13 protein-coding genes and 1 pseudogene are annotated in these 18,040 nt (G+C 47.3%); 13 read left to right on the forward strand and 1 reads right to left on the reverse strand.

Annotation, left to right across the window (positions count from 1 at the left end):
- The first annotated feature begins 97 nt into the window (after positions 1–97).
- From MHH63_RS25750 to MHH63_RS25805, 12 genes and pseudogenes are all read left to right on the forward strand, one after another.
- Positions 98–445, forward strand: a complete 348-nt coding sequence (locus tag MHH63_RS25750; protein WP_036681962.1) for a phasin family protein — start codon at positions 98–100, stop codon at positions 443–445.
- Complete coding sequence (locus MHH63_RS25755; RefSeq protein ID WP_076182022.1) at positions 446–2,113, forward strand: ABC1 kinase family protein; 1,668 nt, start codon at positions 446–448, stop codon at positions 2,111–2,113.
- 390 nt (positions 2,114–2,503) lie between these two features.
- Positions 2,504–4,303, forward strand: a complete 1,800-nt coding sequence (locus MHH63_RS25760) for a DEAD/DEAH box helicase (RefSeq protein ID WP_341172229.1) — start codon at positions 2,504–2,506, stop codon at positions 4,301–4,303.
- A 200-nt stretch (positions 4,304–4,503) separates the two neighbouring features.
- Entirely contained in the window at positions 4,504–4,692 is a 189-nt protein-coding gene (locus MHH63_RS25765) for a hypothetical protein (RefSeq protein ID WP_340033772.1), read from the forward strand.
- A gap of 92 nt (positions 4,693–4,784) precedes the next feature.
- Positions 4,785–5,369 (forward strand): annotated as a pseudogene (locus MHH63_RS25770) (M15 family metallopeptidase); the annotation flags it as partial.
- Between the two features lie 141 nt (positions 5,370–5,510).
- Entirely contained in the window at positions 5,511–5,987 is a 477-nt protein-coding gene (locus MHH63_RS25775) for a glutathione peroxidase (protein ID WP_341172230.1), read from the forward strand.
- Between the two features lie 247 nt (positions 5,988–6,234).
- Positions 6,235–7,869: a formate--tetrahydrofolate ligase gene (locus tag MHH63_RS25780; protein WP_076301455.1), complete on the forward strand. Its 1,635-nt coding sequence runs from the start codon at positions 6,235–6,237 to the stop codon at positions 7,867–7,869.
- Between the two features lie 335 nt (positions 7,870–8,204).
- The gene (locus tag MHH63_RS25785; protein ID WP_076123965.1) at positions 8,205–9,569 is read left to right on the forward strand and encodes an FAD-dependent oxidoreductase; all 1,365 of its coding nucleotides are present in this window, start codon (positions 8,205–8,207) and stop codon (positions 9,567–9,569) included.
- A 2,138-nt stretch (positions 9,570–11,707) separates the two neighbouring features.
- Positions 11,708–12,535: a formate/nitrite transporter family protein gene (locus tag MHH63_RS25790; protein WP_036681949.1), complete on the forward strand. Its 828-nt coding sequence runs from the start codon at positions 11,708–11,710 to the stop codon at positions 12,533–12,535.
- Positions 12,536–12,994: 459 nt separating this feature from the next.
- Positions 12,995–14,215, forward strand: coding sequence for an MFS transporter (locus tag MHH63_RS25795; protein ID WP_341172231.1), 1,221 nt, complete (start codon positions 12,995–12,997; stop codon positions 14,213–14,215).
- Between the two features lie 68 nt (positions 14,216–14,283).
- Positions 14,284–14,814, forward strand: coding sequence for a GNAT family N-acetyltransferase (locus MHH63_RS25800; protein WP_076123959.1), 531 nt, complete (start codon positions 14,284–14,286; stop codon positions 14,812–14,814).
- A complete protein-coding gene (locus tag MHH63_RS25805; RefSeq protein ID WP_340011526.1) occupies positions 14,795–15,439 on the forward strand; it encodes an MOSC domain-containing protein in 645 nt (214 codons plus the stop codon). Before MHH63_RS25800 ends, MHH63_RS25805 begins: the two co-directional genes overlap by 20 nt.
- An 89-nt stretch (positions 15,440–15,528) precedes the next feature.
- Here the strand turns inward: MHH63_RS25805 and MHH63_RS25810 are convergent, their stop codons facing one another.
- A complete protein-coding gene (locus tag MHH63_RS25810; protein ID WP_036681941.1) occupies positions 15,529–16,077 on the reverse strand; it encodes a GNAT family N-acetyltransferase in 549 nt (182 codons plus the stop codon).
- A gap of 230 nt (positions 16,078–16,307) precedes the next feature.
- Here MHH63_RS25810 and MHH63_RS25815 point away from each other — a divergent pair, with 230 nt between their 5' ends.
- Positions 16,308–18,014 carry a glutamine--tRNA ligase/YqeY domain fusion protein gene (locus tag MHH63_RS25815; RefSeq protein ID WP_038574952.1) on the forward strand — a complete coding sequence of 569 codons (1,707 nt, stop codon included), beginning with the start codon at positions 16,308–16,310 and terminating at the stop codon, positions 18,012–18,014.
- Positions 18,015–18,040 lie beyond the last annotated feature (26 nt).

Genomic DNA, 18,040 nt, shown 5'->3' on the forward strand with positions numbered 1-18,040 from the left:
CAATGTTGTGTTTTTTTTGAAATACGTACACAGTGGGGTATACTTTAATCATAAACTCCGTTATGTAATGAAACGGAATCTTTGGGAGGAAAGTGCCATGAGTGATTTGTTTAAAAAAGCGATCTCTTTAGGAGTGGGCCTCACCATTGTCAGTAAGGAAAAAGTAGAGAAGGTTGTTGAAGAACTAGTGAAACGCGGGGAGCTTGCTCCTTCGGAATCTAGGGCTCTCGTCGATCGGTTGATTGAACGTGGTGAGGAAGAACGAGGCATGTTCAAATCTGCTGTACAAGAGCAAGTACAACGCGTGCTGAAGGAAATGAATGTGCCTGTACAAAACGATATTGCCGAGCTGGAAGGGCGAATTGCAGTATTGGAGCGCCGGTTGGCCGAGCTAGAGGGAATTTCCCATCTAGAGGGAACATCGGCGGAAACGCGTTCGGACTAAATGGCAGTACGCATTAGACATGCCGGACGTTACCGGGCAATCGCCATGGCGCTTATGCGCCATGGTTTTGGCTATATGGTGGAAGAGCTGGGGCTCTATCACTTACTATCCCTTCCACGTCGTCTTGTAACGCAGGAAGCACACACAAGCCTTACGCTCGGGGAGCGGATTCGGCTGGTGCTGGAGGATTTGGGTCCAACCTTTATTAAGCTGGGACAACTCGCCAGTACCCGTTCAGATCTGCTGCCTGATTCTATTATTCAGGAATTGGTAAAACTACAGGATAATGTGCCTCCTTTTCCTGTCGACCGCGTGCGCGCGATCATTGAGCAGGAACTGGACCAGCATATGGATGAAATCTTTAATTCTTTTGAGGATACGCCACTTGCTGCGGCATCCATCGGTCAGGTGCATAGGGCTGTGCTTCACAGTGGACAAGTCGTAGCTGTTAAAGTTCAACGTCCGGGTATTCTGCGAACGATGAGCAGGGATTTGGAAATTCTCAAAGATTTAAGCATGCTTGCTGAAAAGCGGCTCGCTTGGGCGAGGCAATATCAGCTATGCCGTATGGTAGAGGAGTTCTCGAAATCGCTGCTTGGCGAGCTGGATTACAGCCAAGAGGGGCGTAATGCAGAGAAAATCGATCAGCAGATGGATTATGAGGGAGTGTACATCCCGGATATCTATTGGGACTATACGTCAACACGAGTGCTGACGATGGAATATGTGGTAGGGACAACACTGAGTCGTCGCGATGAGTTGCTGAGTAAAGGCGTTAAGCTTAAAGCCATTGCTCAGCAACTTGTGGAGATGATGCTTAGACAAATCTTCATTCATGGTTTTTTCCATGCTGATCCTCATCCGGGCAATGTTATACGGATGGGTGATGGAAAGCTGGCTTTGATTGATTTTGGCATGATGGGTCGGCTGAATGAGGAGATGAAGGAGCAGCTGTCTGCACTTATTATCGCTCTGATGCGCAAAAATACGGATGCAATGGTCCGGGCAATTTTGCGTCTTGGAGTCATTCCTGAGGATGCTGATCGAAGTGCGCTGCATGATGATATGGATCGGCTGCGGGATGAATATTATGATGTTCCATTTAGCAAAATGAGTATAGGCAAAGCCCTGAATGATCTGTTCGGCATAGCGCGAAAACACCGTCTAGTGCTGCCGCCGGATTTGACGATGTTAGGGAAGACAATGCTCACGCTGGAGGGAGTCATCAGCAACTTAGATCCAACCATCAGTATTTTGGAGATGGCGGAACCCTTTGGGCGGGAACTTGTGAAGCAGCGCTTTAGCGGCAGTCGATTGCAGCGTAAGTTCCTGGGAGGCGTAGCCGACTTAACAGAGAGTCTGCTGGAGCTTCCTGGGCAGGCTAAGCAGTTATCCGCGCTGATCAGTAAGGGAAAGATAAAGGTGGAGATTGTGGCACCTGAGATGCAGAATCTGGAGCGTAAGCTGGACCGGGTAGGTAACCGTTTAGCATTCAGTATTGTGATGCTCGCGTTTAGCATCATCATGACAGGACTCATTATTGGTACTGCGATGCGTGGACAGCCTTCAGTGTTATGGAATTTCCCTACAGTGGAGGTTGGCAGCGTAGTGGCTCTTCTGATGTTCTTGTGGCTGATCTATGCGATTTTTAAATCGGGAAGGTTCTAGCTTAAGGGATTTGAATAATTATTCTTCAGCAGTTTCACACAAATGCCTTTCTATCAAGTACAATATAAAAGATAACTTTCTAAGCTTAACTTTACTTCTATTGTATAAAGTGGAATGGAACGCAAATGGAGTGCCGTCTTAACGTCCGGTGGATCGCTGCTGCCCAGAAACCGAACTTTGACCGCACTCTTTTAACGGGTCAAGGGATACATGGGACGGAAGGATGCCGGTGACGGTGTTCTTCCGCTTTTGTTTGAATATAGCTGAATCTGAAGCATATGCCCCAGAACAGGACAGCCTATGCAGGCTGCCTCATACAGGGCTTTTGAAGACGGAAGTTAAGAAAGAGATGTAATCAAATTAAACCGAGAAAATAGTGAGGTGGAGAATTTGCCGGGATTTAAAGATTTAGGAGTTTCAGAATTACTGTGTACATTGCTTCAAAGTCAAGGCATTGTTAAGCCTACGCCAGTGCAACAGGAAGCCATTCCGCCATTGGTGCAGGGCTTGGACGTAATAGCTAGAGCGAAGACAGGTACAGGGAAGACCTTGGCCTTTTTGCTGCCAATTATGGACAAGATCCATACGGAGCGGGCTTATCCTCAAGCGCTGATTATGGCTCCAACACGTGAGCTGGCTTTGCAGATTACAGAAGAGGCACGCAAGCTGGCGCGTCATACGGATATCAAAATATTGGCGGTTTACGGGGGTCAGGATGTAGAGAAGCAACTGCGCAAGCTGGAAGGCGGCAGACATCTTATCATCGGTACACCGGGCAGACTTTTGGATCATATGCGCCGGGAGACGCTGGATCTTAGCGGTGTAAAAATGCTCGTTCTGGACGAAGCCGATCAAATGCTGCACATGGGCTTCTTGGAGGATGTTGAGACTATCATTACGGCTGTGCCTTATCGCCGTCAGACTATGTTGTTCTCCGCGACAATGCCTGATCCGATTAAACGTCTCGCTGCTAATTACATGAAAGAGCCACTGGATATCATCATTAAGAGCGGTTCTCCGATTCCGCTGGATAATATCAAACAGCAAGTAGTGGAATGCTCGGACCGTAATAAAGAAGAAGCGCTCAAATCCCTCATTGAACGGGATCGTCCTTACTTGGCAATTATTTTCTGCCGGACGAAACGGCGGGTATCCAATCTGAACGAAGCGCTGCAAGCAGCCGGTTATGAATGTGACGAGCTGCACGGTGATTTGTCCCAAGGTAAACGTGAAGGCGTGATGAAAAGATTCCGTGATGCGAAGCTGCAGCTGCTTGTAGCGACAGACGTAGCAGCTCGAGGTCTGGATGTTGAAGGTATTACTCACATCTTTAACTATGATATGCCGCTTGATGTGGATAGCTATATTCACCGGATCGGCCGGACTGGCCGTGCTGGAGGCAAAGGGCTTGCAATAACTTTCGTATCTCCACGTGATCAAGAGGGTCTGGATTTGATCGAGCATGGCATCTCGCAGCGGCTGGATCGCCGCCGTTACGAGAAGGATGAATTCGGCGTTGGCGAATTCATCCCTGTGCAGGGCGGCGGACGCCACAGCGGTCGCCAAAGCGGCGGCGCTGAAGCAGCGCGCACGGGCCGCGGGCCGAAGACCGGCGGCTCTGGCCGCGGCGGAGCTCCGCGCGGCGAAGGCGGAGCGCGGCAAGGTGGCCGTGGCCGCGGTAAAGAAGCAGGCGGCTGGGGCGCGCCTGCAGAAGGTCGCCGCGGTCGTTCCGATGCGGCGGCGGGCAAGCGTGGCGGCAGCGGCTATGACGCTGCTGCTCCTAAGGGCGGCGGCAAGGCTGCCGGCGTAGTGCGAGTAGGCGGCGGCTATGGCGCCTTCGCCTCCCGAGGCGAAGCGTCTGCCAGCGGCAACGCGGCAACGCCTAGCGCCGGTTCGCGCGGTGCGAACCGGAAGGGCGGACCAAGCACTGGCTACAGTGAGAACGTAGCTAGAGGTGCGGACGGCGGTGCCTACACTGGAGGCACTCCACGTGGCGGCTTAGGCAGCGGCTACGGTGCAGGCCCGTCTAGAGGCGGCAAAGGTGGTAAAGGCAGCAAAGGCGGATACGCCGGTGCCAAGGGTGGCGCTGCTGGCAAAGGCGGCCGCAACAGCGGCGGCGGATCTTCACGCGGTGGCCGTAGCAATGGATCCGGTGGCTTTAAAAGCGGCGGTCGCGGCACTTCCAGATAAAGTTAGTAGAGTTTTATAGATGAAACTTGTTACCATAGGGTAGTTAGCGCTGAAGCTAATGACCTATGGTAACCTTTATTTTATAGCGTGGAACATATTGATTTTTATATTAAAAATAGGTTCTTAGTGAAACATTTATGAAGGAAAGCCTGTCTAATAGATAAATAGAATGTTCGGCTTCGAGGAGGAAGAACTTACAGATGTCAAAAAAATTTAAAATTATAATCTTGTTAATTGTCGTTATTGCTGTCGGTTGGGGAATAGGAAAGTACACGTCTCCTTCTGCTTCGGAGAGTAACGGTTCAAATATAAATGTGGGGGATAATCTTCAAGGTGAGCCTGGGGAGACGGGGGAAAGTGATGGAGGGGGATTACAGACCCGGCAGTAGCTGATCCATCGGATACACCAGATCCATCAGAACCCTCTAGTCCGCCTGAATCAGGCGGTGATAATGCAGGTAGTGTTCCAGATCCTATATCTGCAGAGCCTGATAGTATTACAGTGATGGTAAATAAGCAGTATGGTTTGCCTGATAATTATAAACCAACGGATCTTGTCTATCCTGATGTCCGGTTTACCTTCAAAGAGAAAATCGAAAAGCGTATGATGCGCAGCGAAGCCGCTAAAGCCTTGGAGAAGATGTTCGCAGGTGCAGAGGAAGACGGAATTTATTTAGCAGGCGTTTCTGCCTACCGCTCACAGGCAACCCAGACGACTTTGTATAACCGTTATGTGGAGAGAGATGGGGAAGAAAAAGCCCGTACTTACAGTGCAGTCCCTGGCTATAGTGAGCATCAGACCGGGCTGGCTATTGATGTCTCGGGAAGTGATGGCAAGTGTGCCGCTGAGAGCTGTTTTGGTGGGACGAAGGAAGCCGAGTGGTTGGCCAAGCATGTAGGGGAATATGGTTTTATCATCAGATATCCTGAAGGTAAGCAAGACATTACCGGATATAAGTACGAGCCTTGGCATATCCGTTATGTAGGTAAGGACATTGCTGCCTATATCAATGAGAAGGATATTACGTTGGAAGAATATTATGACGCAATTCCGGCATCGAAATAACACAGACGCAGAGGGCAGTCCTATGAAATTTGTAGGGCTGCTTTTTCTATGGCAATAAAAAAAGTTCAGAAGTTGCATTCCCTTACAGTTCGGGTAAGATACGTAGTGTAGTCTAAGTACAAGGAAGGAAGGGGAATAAAGATGTCGATCTACAATTTTGCCGGCGTTACACCTTCGGGTAAAGAAGTGCCGTTTGCGGAGTATGAAGGTAAGGTGCTGCTGATTGCTAATACGGCTAGTAAGTGCGGGCTTACGCCACAGTATGGAGATCTTCAGAAACTATACGAACAGTATAGCGATCAAGGACTTGTAGTATTAGGATTCCCCTGCAACCAGTTTGCGGGCCAGGAGCCAGGTACGAGTGAAGAGGCTGAGGAATTCTGTCAGATTAATTATGGAGTTACCTTTCCGGTATTCGCCAAAGTTGATGTTAATGGACCGGATGCCAGCCCGCTTTTCAATTATTTGAAGGAGCAGCAGCCTGGTGCTGGAGACAGCAGCGACATTAGCTGGAATTTCACCAAATTTCTTATTGATCGCAGCGGCGATGTAGTGGCTCGTGTGGAGCCCAAAGAATCGCCGGAAACGATGAAACAACATATTGAGTCACTACTGTAGATCCATTATGGGGTCAGTTGCAGAGTGATCTTCCAAGTATCCCTTCGACTCGGTTTCGACCGATGCTCGCGGGGATTTTCTTTTTTAAAGGATTAATGGAGATTGCCTTGAATTTTTATTGTGATAAATTATACTTGACGCTTTAAAAAGACGATGTATCCTTTGAAGAGAATATAGCAACTGAGCGAACATGCATAAAAAAGCGGAGTACAGCAGGATAATAACGGCAGGAGGGTTTTATACAAGCATGAAGTTAATTACAGAGGTAGCAGCACAAGCAGGAATCGACGAGCAGCATCTGGAACTATACGGCAAATATAAAAGCAAACTCTCACCTTCCTTATGGGAGGATATGAAAAACAAGCCAGATGGCAAGCTGGTTCTGGTCACTGCGGTGAATCCGACCCCTGCTGGCGAGGGTAAGACCTTAACAACCATCGGGTTGGCGCAGGCAATGAATGCAGCAGGAGTGAAGACCGTGGCTGCTTTACGTGAGCCCTCGCTTGGGCCTTGCTTAGGGATGAAGGGCGGCGCAACAGGCGGCGGGAAGTCGCAGATTGTTCCGGCTGATGAGATTAATTTGCACTTTACCGGTGACATTCATGCGGTAACTTCTGCGCATAATTTATTGTCCGCAATGATTGACAATCATATCTTCCAAGGCAATGAGCTGGGACTGGATCCGCAGCGTATCGTTTGGAAACGTGTCATGGATATGAACGACCGCAGCCTGCGCAGTATTGTGACTGGGCTCGGGGACGGAAATGGAGCGGTACGGGAAAGTGGCTTTCAGATTACAACGGCTTCTGAGATTATGGCTGTGTTATGCTTATGCGATAACCTTATTGATCTCAAGAAGCGTTTAAACCGTATTCTGATTGGATATGACCAAGAGGGACAACCGGTAACAGCCGAGCAAATCGGGGCCGTTGAAGCGATGACAGCGCTGCTTAAGGAAGCAGTTAAGCCAAACTTGGTACAGACTCTGGAAGGTACGCCTGTTATTGTGCACGGGGGGCCGTTTGCGAATATCGCTCATGGCTGCAGCAGTGTTATTGGCACTCGTTATGCCCTTAAGCTGGGAGATGTTGTGGTCACCGAAGCAGGCTTCGGAGCGGATCTTGGTGCAGAGAAATTCATGGATATCAAATGCCAACAGGCCGGGTTAACCCCTTCTGCTGCTGTTCTTGTCGTAACTGTTAAGTCCTTAAAATATAACGGTGGTGTGCCTAAAGGCGAGCTTCTAACCGAGAATCGGACGGCGCTGCGCGCGGGATTGGTGAACTTAGAACGTCATGTAGAGAATCTTGGTAAATTTGGAGTCCCTGTTTTAGTTGCCATAAATCATTTTGAAGGGGACAGTGAGGGCGAGATTAATGATGTATTGGAGGCCTGCCGCAATTTAAACGTGCCAGCTGCGATCTCAAAAGTATGGGCGGAAGGTAGTGCAGGTGGACAGGAGCTGGCTTCTGAACTGAACAAGCTCTTGGACAATAGTGGTCCGAGCCAGTTTGCTCCTCTGTATGAGAAGGATCTCGACATTTCATCCAAAATCAACAAAATTGTCCATGAGATCTACCGCGGGGCAGAAGTGAATTTTTCCCCGGCGGCTAAGCGGAGTCTGGCGGTTATCGAGCGGCTTGGGCTAAATGATCTTCAAGTATGTTTGGCGAAGACGCCTTATTCCTTCTCCGACCAGCCTAGACTCCTCGGAGCACCGGAAGGCTTTACGATTGGTGTCCGAGATATTACCCTTTCGCTTGGTGCAGGTTTTGCGGTAGTTATTACAGGCAATATCGTTACGATGCCAGGTCTGCCAGCTAAGCCAGCCGCTGAGGGACTATGGATGGATGAGGACGGAGAGATTCACGGTTTGGTGTAAAAGTGTTTTAATAAAAGGCTTCTCCTTGTTGGTATTAGAGGGGAGGCCTTTTTTTATGCTTCCTTTGGATTCCTGCAAATGCGGATCATAATGTACCTCCCACGTGGCAAAGCTAACGGAGTCGCATTCGGCAGCAGTGGCGGAAAAAAACTTAAAATTGTGAACAATATGAGGATATAGGTAAAAAAGACTTGTAATGTGATAAATATCACAATATAATCAGTTTATAAAGTGAAATAAATCACAACTAACCCATTGTTGATCAGATTCCATCATTGATCGGTCATGCAAGTCAAATATATAACCCGATTGTCCATTTGAAGGAGGAAGAAATAATGAAAGTAGCTGTCATTGGATGTACCCATGCCGGAACCGCCGCAATTGTGAATACTGCTCAACTTTACCCGGATGCCGAGATTACTGTATATGAGCGTAATGATAATATTTCCTTCTTATCCTGTGGGATTGCCTTGTATGTAGGTGGAGTGGTTAAAGACCCAGAGGGGCTATTCTATTCTTCACCAGAAAAGCTTGCAGAGCTTGGCGTAAAGACCAATATGCGTCATGAAGTAACTGCAGTGGATACGAAGTCCAAAACATTGCGTGTACGCAATCTGGAGACAGGCCACGAGTTCGCTGATACCTACGATAAGCTGATTATGACTACAGGTTCATGGCCGATTGTACCGAAGCTTGAAGGATTTGAACTCGAGGGGATTTTACTTTCCAAGAACTATGATCATTCCAACACTATTATAGAAAAAGCTAAACAAGCGAATAAAATCACCGTCGTCGGCGCTGGATATATCGGCGTTGAACTGGTGGAAGCTTTTCAAATGAATGGCAAGCAAGTTACGCTAATTGATGGTGAAGATCGCATTCTGAGTAAATATCTGGACCAAGAATTTACTGCACCGATCGAACAATCTTTTCAGGATCATGGGATTAAATTGGCACTGAATGAGAAGGTCAGCTCTTTTGCAGGCAAAGACGGTAAGGTAACAAAGGTTATTACAAGCAAAGGTGAGCATGAGACAGATCTGGTCATTCTCTGCATTGGTTTCCGTCCTAATACTGAACTCTTAAAAGGTCAAGTCGATATGCTGCCTAATGGTGCCATTGTAGTCAATAACTATATGCAGACTAGCTGCCCGGATGTATATGCCGCTGGCGACAGCTGTGCGATTCATTACAACCCTACAGGCAAACACGCCTATATCCCACTGGCAACCAATGCCGTACGGATGGGAACCTTAGTTGCGCGCAACTTGGTAACAGAGACCATTCCTTATATGGGTACACAAGGAACTTCGGGCATTAAGATTTATGAAGACAATATCGCTGCAACAGGGCTTACTGAAGAAGGAGCTAAGGCTGAAGGAATGGACGTAGAAACCGCCATGATTATTGATAACTACCGTCCAGAATTTATGCCCACCTTTGAGCAGGTTCAGTTAAAAGTAGTGTTTGATCGCGCCACACGCCGTATTCTCGGGGCTCAAATTATGTCCAAGATGGATCTGACGCAATCGATCAACACAGTGTCTGTATGTATTCAAAATCAAATGACAATCGACCAACTTGCCTTTATCGATTTCTTCTTCCAACCGCATTACAACAAACCTTGGAATTTCCTGAATACAGTAGGTCTTCAAGCGCTGCCGACAACAGTACCAAGCAAAGAGGCTGTAACGGTTTAAAAAGGGACGTTGTTCCTGAGTGATTTATCGAAGAATAAGACAGCCTTGTAAAGCTAGAGAAGCAGTGATCCTCCTGTAACGGGAGGATCGCTGCTTTTTTTGTTAGGTGCAGAATGATTAGCTGCTTGGGTAGATGCAATCCAATGGCTTCGGTGATGGTAGCGAGCCAAATGTGCTCAAAAGCTACGAATAGGGTCAACTGAGTCGATCGTGCCGAGTCATCGCCCCCTGCAGAAGCTTTCGGACTCAGGAGCTCTGTATAAGGTCAACTGAGTCCGATCGTGCTGAGTTATCGCCCATCTCAGAATTTTCCGGACTCATAAGCTGCTATATAGCAAATAATCGCCTTTTGAGTGTGATTTCGGACTCCAGTGCAGCTATTACATAGAATGAGGTACAACTAGTGTGTTTTTGGTGCCAATAGCGACTATGGGGTCCGATAGCGAGCCAAATGTGCTCAAAAGCTACGTATAAGGTCATCTGAGTCCGATCGTGCTGAGTCATCGCCCTCCGCAGAATTTATCGGACTCAGAAGCCGCTATATAGCAAATAATCGCCGTTTGAGCGTGGTTTCGGACTCCAACGCAGCTATTACATAGAATGAGGTACAACTAGTGTGTTTTTCGTGCCAATAGCGACTATGGGGTCCGATAGCGAGCCAAATGTGCTCAAAAGCTACGTATAAGGTCAACTGAGTCCGATCGTGCTGAGTCACCGCCCTCCGCAGAATTTATCGGACTCAGAAGCCGCTATATAGCAAATAATCGCCGTTTGAGCGTGGTCTCGGACTCCAGTGCAGCTATTACATAGAATGAGGTGCAACTAGTGTGTTTTTGGTGCCAATAGAGACTATGGGGTCCGATAGCGAGCCAAATGTGCTCAAAAGCTACGTATAAGGTCATCTGAGTCCGACGTGCTGAGTCACCGCCCTCCGCAGATGCTTTCGGACTCAGAAGCCGCTATTTAGCAAATAATCGCCTTTTGAGTGTGCTTTCGGACTCCAGTGCAGCTATTACATAGAACGAGGTAAAACTAGTGTGTTTTTGGTGCCAATAGCGACTATGGGGTCCGATAGCGAGCCAAATGTGCTCAAAAGCTACGTATAAGGTCAACTGAGTCCGATCGTGCTGAATCATCGCCCTCTGCAGAATTTTTCGGACTCAGAAGCCGCTATATAGCAAATAATCGCCGTTTGAGTGTGATTTCGGACTCCAGTGCAGCTATTACATAGAATGAGGTACAACTAGTGTGTTTTTGGTGCTAATAGCGACTATGGGGTCCGATAGCGAGCCAAATGTGCTCAAAAGCTACGAATAGGGTCAACTGAGTCCGATCGTGCCGAGTCATCGCCCCCTGCAGAAGCTTTCGGACTCAGAAGCCGGTATTTAGCAATTAATCGCCTTTTGAGTGTGATTTCGGACTCCAGTGCAGCTATTACATAGAACGAGGTAAAACTAGTGTGTTTTTCGTGCTAATAGCGACCATGGGGTCCGATGGCAAGCCAAATGTGCTCGAAAGTTGCGATTAGGGTCAACTGAGTCCGATCGTGCTGAATCATCGCCCTCTGCAGAATTTTTCGGACTCAGAAGCCGCTATTTAGCAAATAATCGCCTTTTGAGTGTGATTTCGGACTCCAGTGCAGCTATTACATAGAATGAGGTACAACTAGTGTGTTTTTGGTGCCAATAGCGACTATGGGGTCCGATAGCGAGCCAAATGTGCTCAAAAGCTACGTATAAGGTCAACTGAGTCCGATGTCCGGGTGTGGGCCAAATATGCTCAAAAGCTACGATTAGAGTCATCCGAGTCCGATAGAATGCCGATAGTGAAGTATGACTATAGTGAGGTATGACTACAGTGAGGTATAGCTACTGTGAGATCTAGCTGCATATAAGGACAACTGTGTCCGATAGCTGCTGCGTACGCTCAAATGTAATCCAACGAAACAAGATATGCTGGCTTAGCCGGTCATACACAAACTTCTATTTGTGCTCAGGTCGCAGTAAATTTGACATGTCAGTGAAAACTTTCACTTAGTTTTCTCAAAGTGATAATTATCACGTTAATGTATTTTACGACACGCTACAATGGTCATAAAGGAACAAATTTGAAGTAAATAGATGAAGGGGATAGGAACCATGGCTTATAGCAAACCGCAGCAAATTGCCGAAGTAACTGTAGAGAACGGCATAAAAAAAGCTCATAATCCGCTAAGTACCGTACTTATTCTGGGCTTTTTGGGAGGAGCGTTTATTGCGCTCGGGTTTTTATTAGATATTCGCGTCATTGCTGGCGCACCACAGGAATGGGGTTCCATTGCTAACTTTATCGGAGCCGCAGTCTTCCCCGTTGGGCTGATCATGGTACTCCTTGCAGGTGGAGAACTACTGACAGGGAATATGATGGCCGTGCCGCTTGCTTTTATGGCTAAGAAGATTTCTTTCTGGGAAGTTGTGAAGAATCTTTTGCTCATTACAATTAGTAATCTGGCAGGGGCATTATTTGTAGCTTATTTCTTCGGTCATGTGGTGGGTTTAACTTCAGAGGGTGTGTATTTAGAAAAATTGGTGGATATGGCTGGTCATAAAATCGATGCAGAATTCTTTCCGGCATTTGTTTCGGGTATCGGCTGTAACTGGCTCGTTGCGCTGGCCGTATGGCTCTCCTATGGAGCAGATAACTTCAGCGGCAAAATCCTTGGTATTTGGTTCCCGACGATGGCCTTTGTTGCGATCGGATTCCAGCACGTTGTAGCTAACATGTTCCTAATTCCAGCAGCTATTTTTGAAGGTTACTATTCATGGGGGCAATACTTCACTAACTTTGTTCCCGTCTGGCTCGGAAATCTAACGGGTGGGGCAATATTTGTCGCAGCTGCCTATTGGATGGCATACTTGCGTAAAGCACCTACGGCTATTCAATCCGTAGATAGCATGTCCGGCAGCAGTGTCAAAAAACACGCTTAAGCTCGTCTTATAGAGCACTCCATAGAACATTCAAGGTCTGCCTTATTGGTGGCGTTAATGTTTTAGGGGTGCTTTTTGTTATGTAGACACAAAAAAATCCGCCGTGATATATCCGCGCTCGGGGGAACGAAATCGGATCACGGCGAATTTTGAAGGGGGAGTGTTTCTAGGCTCTATTACCCCGTCTTTCTAAAAGCGAATCAGTTTCTTCTTGTTTGTTTGCTTTACGGACGACAGCCACGGCTTTAAAATAAGAATAGATATTAGAACTAGGGAGGACTGCGGACGTGAACCCCAAGGGAGACGGGATATTTCATGCGATATGTGCGTTTTATCCTTTAGATTTCATGCGTACTTTATCACGATAAAACGTCAATGTGTATGCTTGCTCATAGCCCTGTTTTGGGATGATACTGGATGAATTAATGACACATATATAACAGGGGATGTACACTACTTATGAAGTTTTTACAGGCATATCCAAAAGAAGTGAAAATATTTCTCATTGCCAGCCTAATTAACGCAACAGGTAGTGCGCTGATGTGGCCGCTCGTTACGATGTATGTATTTGATGAGCTTGGACGCAGCATGTCAGATGCTGGACTGGTGATTCTTATTCAATCGGTTGGTGGGATCGTGGGTCAACTACTCGGGGGCTCACTCTATCATAAGGTAGGCGTGAACCGGCTGATTGTCGGAGCGCTCGCCATGAATGCTTTGGCACTGTTCACCTTGCCGGCAGCTAGTAACAACTGGACGTTATTTATGGTTGCAATGGGACTAGTGGGATTATTTAATTCCTTATCATTACCTGCCATTCAGGCATTTATCGGCTTTCGTTTCACGAAGCAGCGTGGTGAGCTGTTTAATGTTATTTATGTCGCCAATAATATTGGTGTAGCACTGGGGACGGCATTAAGCGGTTTTTTGGCCGATATTTCCTATATGCTAAGCTTTGTAATGAATGGTGTAACCTCGGCGGTATTTGCGGGTTTCTTTTTTATATATCTGAAGAAAATCGGTGGAGAACCTGCGCATGAGGTAATGGGGCATCAGAAGAATGAACTAGAGAAACAATCCACGTGGAAGCTAATGGGGCATACTCGTATTTATCTTTATATGGGGATCGGTTCTTTGTTCCTGCTTCTCGGTAACTCTATCTGGAATACAGGGGTATCTCCGTTCATTATTTCAGAGGGCTGGCCTAAGAAAACTTATGGTTTTCTCTGGACACTGAACGGTATTTTGATTTTTGCAGCTCAGCCATTGGTAACAATGATTAAGCGCTGGTTCGCGTCTACCTCAACGGCGCAAATGACTGCAAGTGCCCTGTTTTATTTGGGTGGCTATGCGTTTCTTTTGTGGATGCCTAATTATCCTGGATTAGTGCTTGGAATGGTGCTTGCTACACTGGGAGAAATGCTGATTTCTCCAGCGATGCCATCCTTTATCTCGGATCATGCGGGGCGCAGCGCACCGTTTTATTTGGGACTAAGCGGAGGGATTGGTGCAGTCGGGAGAGTCATTGGCCCTTACTTCATGGGCAGACTGTATGATAGCGGTGGTTTGGCACCAACAGCCTGGCTGGCCTGTGCGATGGCGCTGCTGTCTGTAGGGTTTTTCGTCATCCATGCTTTAGTCAATCGTAAAGGCCATTCGTTAGAGCGGTCCGTAGGATAACTATACACAGTGGATTCCAACATCTGCTGTGAATTCTATAGAGGTGCAAGGCAAGGGGTGTACATCTTATGAAACAAATCAACAAGGCAAGGTTAACTATTAGACCATCAGAGATTAAAGACGTGCGAGAACTGATTGATCTGGACCATCTGATTTGGACAGAGGATACTAGCCCGGGACCTATGTTGTGGCGCTCACAAGAAGATTTCTTACTGAATGCTCCCCCGGGATCACAGCTCGTAGCGCTGCAAGATGACAAGCTATGTGGATATGTCGGGTTTGGCTGCCCTAGTAGAATGGAGAGCAACCGGCATGTGTGCGAGGTTAATATTGCTGTTCATCCGAACTATCAACGTTTAGGCATCGGCCGGCAGCTCATGGAAGCCATTAAGGAACACGCTGCGGCGCATGCTATTCGTAAGCTTCGTCTGCGTGTATTATCCTGCAATGAATCAGCGATTTCTTTTTACCGGGAATGCGGTTTTGTGGAAGAGGGGCGTCTGCGGGAGGAGTTTTATCTTGGCGGTCGTTATGTGGATGAGATATTTATGAGCTGCATGCTGACAGGAGGAAATGGATATGGAGATCGTCTCGCTTAATGTCGGTCGGCCGGTGACGGTGGATTATCGGGGAAAACCTTTGGAGACCGGAATTTATAAAACGCCTGTAGATGGATCAGTTCAGCTACATACCAATGGATTTGTTGGAGATGGCCAGGCAGATCTTAAACATCATGGAGGTCCTGACAAGGCGGTATGCGCCTATCCCATTGAGCACTATCCGTATTGGGAACAGCAGATGGGAAAGAAACTGGAGTACTCGGCTTTTGGAGAAAATATCACCACAACGGGTCTACTGGAGACAGAGGTGTGTATTGGCGATGTATATGAAATAGGCACCACTTTGCTTCAGGTTAGCCAACCACGATACCCTTGCTTCAAAATCTCACAAAAGCATGGACCCGCAGATCTACCGGCTCAAGTTCTGGATACAAGGTATAGCGGATTTTACTTACGTGTACTTCGTGAAGGAATGATTTCAACCGGCGATGCAATTGTCAAAAAAGAAAACGGAGACAGCAATGCTTCCGTGGCGCATGTACTGCATTTAATGCAGGTTGGGCTGCAAGAGGAAGCTGCTCTGGCAGAGCTTGTGGAGCTGGAAGCTCTCTCAGCCGTAGTACGGAACAAGTTTCGAAAACAACTGGGTATGCCAGAGATCTAATCTTGGTCTGCACAATAAAATAAACCTGGGGGCGTATGCCGGCCAGGTTTATTTCTGCTTGCGTGTTTGTATAACTTTCCTTAATCAACTTAGCCGAGCAGTTGCCACTCACTACGCAATAAACCATATACGGCGTGATTCACGTAGCCATCGGGCAGCTTTTCTGCCTGTCTGATCACACCTTCGAGCACAAAACCAAGCCGTTCAGGAATTGCCCGGCTAGTTACGTTGGCGGTTGCGCAGCGAATTTCTACCCGCTGCAGCTCCATTTCCAGCAGGGCGTAGTCTACTAGAACTCGGCAGGCACTGGTCATATAACCTTTGCCTTCATATCCATCACCAAGCCAATAACCAATCCCTACGGAACGGTTATGCCAGTCAATCTGGTGATACCCAATGACGCCAGCGAGCTCGCCGCGGACCCAAAGTCCAGCAGTGAAGGCGCCATTGTCGGTGCCTTGTTTTATAGCATTTTTAATGAAATTAAGGGTGTGATCCTGTTCCGTAACGGCATCAACCCAAGGAAGCCATTGCCTAAGTCGTTCCCGCGAGCGCTCCACTAACGCGAATATGTGCCTAGCATGCTCAGGCATGAGTGGCTTTAAGATAAGCTCTTCGTCGATGACATAATTAAACAAGCAGTTGCCTCCTTTTCGGCACAAGGCCTTATGTATGATTATGGATTTTTTCTTATGATTATCATGCTACTCTATCGCCCGCAGAGAAGTCAAAAGGTCTAAAGATGCTAAAAATTGATCCAGGCCATGTGCCCCCTTTTATTGAACAATCTACAGTTAACGGGTATATTAGTAGGAAACATGTTTATACAAGAAGTAGTGTAACACTACAGAACGAAAGGTTGATAGCTGTGGAGAACCGTACTACCCCCTCCAATTTTATTAAAAATGTTATTACCGAAGACCTCCGTACGGGTAAAGTAAAAGAAGTTGTCACACGCTTTCCGCCGGAGCCGAACGGTTACTTACATATCGGACATGCCAAGGCGATTTGGATTAACTTTACACTGGCGGACGAGTTCGGTGGCAAGACTAACCTAAGATTTGACGACACGAATCCTGCCAAAGAAGATACGGAATATGTGAACTCCATTCAGGAAGATGTAAAGTGGCTGGGCTATGAATGGGAAGAGCTGCGTTTTGCATCGGATTATTTTGAGGAAATGTACAAACGTGCCGAATTATTAATTACTAAAGGTAAAGCTTATGTAGATGACCTCAGCGCGGATGAAATTCGCCAATTGCGGGGAACGCTGACGGAGCCAGGACAGAACAGCCCACATCGTGAGCGCAGCATCGAAGAGAATTTGGATCTGTTCCGCCGTATGCGGGCAGGGGAATTCAAAGATGGTGAGAAGGTTCTTCGTGCCAAGATCGATATGGCATCACCAAATATTAATCTGCGTGATCCTGTCATCTATCGGATTACTCATGCGCATCACCATAATACAGGGGATAAATGGTGCATCTATCCGATGTACACGTTCGCTCATCCACTTGAGGACGCCATTGAAGGAGTAACTCACTCCCTTTGTTCGCTTGAGTTTGAAGATCAACGCCCATTTTATGATTGGGTCGTAGCGGAATGTGAGATGCCTTCAGTTCCGCATCAATATGAATTCGGCCGTCTGAATCTCGCTCAAACTATGACTAGTAAACGTAAGCTGAAGCTGCTGGTAGACGAAAAACATGTGGATGGCTGGGACGATCCGCGGATGCCAACGATCTCCGGCCTGCGCCGCAGAGGATATACGCCGGAAGCGATTCGTAAATTCGTGTACGAAGCAGGGATCTCCAAGAGTCAGGGTCTAGTGGACCTGCAAATGCTGGAGCACTTTATCCGGGAAGACCTTAAGTTAACTGTGCCTCGCACCATGGCTATACTTCGTCCGCTTAAGGTTGTTATCACCAATTATCCGGAAGGCCAAACAGAATGGCTTGAAGCGGAGAATAATACAGAGAATGAAGAAATGGGTGTACGCCAAATTCCGTTCTCTCGTGAGATTTATGTTGAGCGCGACGACTTTATGGAGAATCCGCCCAATAAATATTTCCGCTTGTTCCCCGGCAATGAAGTACGCCTGAAGCATGCTTATTTCATCAAATGTAATGAAGTCATTAAAGATGAGAATGGCGAGGTTGTTGAACTGCATTGTACGTATGATCCGGAAACAAAGAGTGGTAGTGGATTTACAGGCCGTAAGGTAAAAGGTACTCTGCACTGGGTAGAAGCTAGTCAAGCTGTGCCTGCAGAATTCCGTTTATACGAGCCACTGATTTCTGCTGAAGAAGTAGATGAAGCTGCAGAAGTTGAAGGTCTGGATTCCACGGTAGAGAAAGCGGAGCCTAGCTTCTTGGATCAGCTTAATCCTAAATCCATTGAAATCTTACAAGGTTTTGTGGAACCCGCGCTTAAGGACAGTGTGGCTCAGGATAAATTCCAGTTCTTCCGTCATGGCTATTTTAATGTAGATAGCAAATATTCGGCGCCTGGGCATCTCGTATTCAATCTTATCGTTTCACTGAAGAGTTCATTTCAGCCTCCAAAACAAGGCTAACACTTGATTCGTTCAGGTTCTTTATA

The organism is Paenibacillus sp. FSL H3-0310 (assembly GCF_038002785.1).
Taxonomy (GTDB): Bacteria; Bacillota; Bacilli; order Paenibacillales; family Paenibacillaceae; genus Paenibacillus_AQ; species Paenibacillus_AQ odorifer.